A 2795-nucleotide genomic window follows, 5' to 3' on the forward strand; every position below is an offset into this window, starting at 1 on the left:
GGGGTGCGGTTTCCAAGGGGCGCCGGGGTCCCGGGACCTGCGGCGGCCGGGGCGAGCGCGGCGACCGCGCCTCGGCCAGGGTTCGGGGAGCAGCGGCGTAGGTGCGCACCCGCCCCGCGTTACGGGGGCGACGGCGGCTCAGCAGGTCAGCGGCTCGGTGGCGCACGTAGGCCAGCTCGGACAGGTTCAGGTATCGCGGCATAGCGCGGCTCCTGGTGCTCGGATGCCGGATGGGAGGTCCGGCTGGGAACTGAACGTGGGCACTATCCTGAAGCATGTATTCCACGTTTTCAAGCTTTTCCAGGAATCCAGAGAATGGAATACACGTTTGTCCGACTTCCTACCGCCGGTCATACGATCAAGTGGCACCCGGCAGACCAGGAGCAGCAGTTGAGCGAGCGATACAGCCCGACCGTGCGCCGACGTCGGCTCTCTGAGGAGCTGCGTCGATTGCGACACGACGCTCGGATGACCCTCGACGACGTCGTTGACGCGACCGAGTGGTCACGCGGCAAGATCGGCAACATTGAAAGCGGACAGCGGCAGAGGCCCCAGGTCGCTGAGATCCGCACTCTTCTCGACACTTACAAGGTCGAGGATCTAGAGGTTCGCGAAGCCGTGCTCAACCTCTGCCGTCAATCCCGGGACCGTGGCTGGTGGACCCGCTACCGTGACGTCATCGCTCCGAGATTCGTCGGCTTCGAGGCCGAGGCCTCAGTCATCTACAACTGGGAGTTGGCGGTGGTGCCTGGGCTGCTCCAAGTACCTGAATACGCCGAACTGATCAGCCGGACTGCCCTCGTGCGCGACCCCAAAGACGTACTGCGGGTGGTTGACGCCCGTATAGCACGCCAAAGGGTGATGTTCGAGGATGCGCCAGACGACATCTGGTTCGTGTTCGACGAAACCGCCCTCATGCGCCTGCGGGACCATCCCGAAGTCCTGCGCGCCCAAGTCTCCCACTTGGTTGCCGCATCTGAAGATCCACGCATCACCATTCAGATCGTTCCTCACGACAAGCTCCACCCCGGCAGTGGCGGACCGTTCGTCATCATGGACTTCCCGAACACCATCGACCCCTCCATCGTGTACTTGGAGACCGACACTGACGGTCTCTACCTGGAGGAAGTCGACCAGGTCGCGCGCTACCGCAAACTCTTCGACCACCTACGCCTCGCGGCACTCCTGCCGGAGGAGACAGTTGCCCGACTACGAGAAATGACCACCTGACATGACCCGTTCAATTCCCACTGACCTGTTCCGCAAGTCGACCTACTCGCAACCTCAGAACTGTGTCGAGGTCGCGGACCTCCCTGACGGTTCCGCTGTGCGCGACACCCAGCATCGCGAGGCCGGACACCTCATGTTCTCACCGGCAGAATGGGCCGGGCTGGTAGGCACTGTGAAGGCACCTAAGTAGGGCAAACAGAAGGGCCCCGACCGCTTGAACCCAGATTGGGTTCATCGTGGCCGGGGCCCTTACGTTCAATTCCCGCGAACACTGTAACCCGGTGCTGGCCGTGCGGGAAGTAGGCTCCGACGGCAGTGCCGCTGATGCGGACCTCCGGGCACGAGTAGCCCGCGCCGGAGGAGGAAGCGCGCGTCCCGCCCCTTTCCTGCTGTCCGGGTGGCGTGCGGCACCCCGGTCAGGCTCGGGAGGCGTCCACGAACCAGCGGGTCAGCGTGGTGGGGTGGGTGATCGCGGTTCCGACGACCACGGCGAAGGCGCCGCGGGCCAGGGCCTCGGTGACCTGGTGGGGCCGGTGGATCCGCCCCTCGGCGAGCACGGGAACGTCGAGTTCCCCCGCCAGCTTGCCCACCAGGTCGAGGTCGGGGCCCTCGTTCCGAGGCGAGTCGGGCGTGTACCCGGAGAGCGTGGTGCCCACCAGGTCCGCTCCGGCGTCCTGCGCCGCCAGACCCTCGTCGCGGCCGGACACGTCCGCCATGACCAGTCGGCCGGTCTCCTCGTGTACCGCGCGGACGATCTCGGCCAGCGTGGTCCCGTCCGGCCGGGGCCGTCCGGTGGCGTCGACCGCCACGGCGTCCGCACCCGCGCGTGCCACGTCCAGGGCGGTGGCCAGGGTCGGCGTGATCACGACCCCTTCCGTGCCCTCCTTTACCAGGCCGATCAGCGGCAGGTCCGTGGCGGTGCGGATGCCGGCGACGTCCGCCAGACCCTGGGCCCGGATCCCCGCGGCGCCGCCGTCGCGCGCCGCCATCGCCACGCGGGCCATGGTGTCGGAGTCCCGCATGGGTTCGCCGGGGTAGGCCTGGCAGGAGACCACCACCCCGCCGCGCAGTCCGCCGAGTCCTCCCGGTACAGCGCTCATCCGTGCTCCTTCCACACCATGCGTCCGGCTCCCAGCAGAGCCGCGTCTGTTCCGAGCGCGGAGGGGACCACCGGCAGACCGTGCAGGGCCGGCACGAGTCCCCGTGCGGTCTCCCCCCGCAGCGCCGACCACCAGGTCGTACCGGACCCGGCGACCCCGCCGCCGACCACGACCACGTCCGGGGCGACGACGTTGGCGACACCCGCCAGCGCGGACCCCAAGGCCGCGGCTCCCTCCTCCAGGACGGTTCGGGCCACCGGATCCCCCTCTTCGGCCGCCGCGGCGACCTCCTCGAGTCCTGCTCTCCGCTCCCCGCCCCGGCGCCGGTACTCGTCGAGCAGGGCCGGCCCCGACGCCACCGCTTCGACGTGCCCCTCTGCGCCGCAGGGGCAGCGGCGTCCGGCGGCCGCTGCCACGGGGACGTGTCCGGCGTGCCCCGCCGCCGCGCGGGCACCGGTGTGGACC

The 2795-nt window shown here is 68.8% G+C and carries 5 protein-coding genes; 2 read left to right on the forward strand and 3 right to left on the reverse strand.

Annotation, left to right across the window (positions count from 1 at the left end; all coding sequences use genetic code 11):
• Window positions 1-202: hypothetical protein (locus ACYVD1_RS34510; RefSeq protein ID WP_460778199.1), on the reverse strand; the 202-nt coding region annotated here is incomplete at its 3' end.
• Window positions 203-390: 188 nt separating this feature from the next.
• On the opposite strand from ACYVD1_RS34510, the gene ACYVD1_RS34515 reads away from it, so the two are divergent.
• Complete coding sequence (locus ACYVD1_RS34515; protein ID WP_460778679.1) at window positions 391-1230, forward strand: helix-turn-helix domain-containing protein; 840 nt, start codon at window positions 391-393, stop codon at window positions 1228-1230.
• Window position 1231: 1 nt separating this feature from the next.
• Complete coding sequence (locus ACYVD1_RS34520; protein ID WP_460778680.1) at window positions 1232-1420, forward strand: DUF397 domain-containing protein; 189 nt, start codon at window positions 1232-1234, stop codon at window positions 1418-1420.
• A 226-nt stretch (window positions 1421-1646) separates the two neighbouring features.
• On the opposite strand, the gene ACYVD1_RS34525 is transcribed toward ACYVD1_RS34520, so the two are convergent.
• Both ACYVD1_RS34525 and ACYVD1_RS34530 read right to left on the reverse strand, forming a co-directional pair.
• Window positions 1647-2330 (reverse strand): N-acetylmannosamine-6-phosphate 2-epimerase, encoded by a 684-nt coding sequence (locus ACYVD1_RS34525; RefSeq protein ID WP_460778681.1) that lies wholly within the window; start codon window positions 2328-2330, stop codon window positions 1647-1649.
• On the reverse strand, window positions 2327-2795 hold a 469-nt coding region (locus ACYVD1_RS34530), incomplete at its 5' end, for an ROK family protein (RefSeq protein ID WP_460778682.1). The genes ACYVD1_RS34525 and ACYVD1_RS34530, both read right to left, overlap by 4 nt.

The sequence above is a fragment of the Nocardiopsis nanhaiensis genome, from assembly GCF_054778635.1.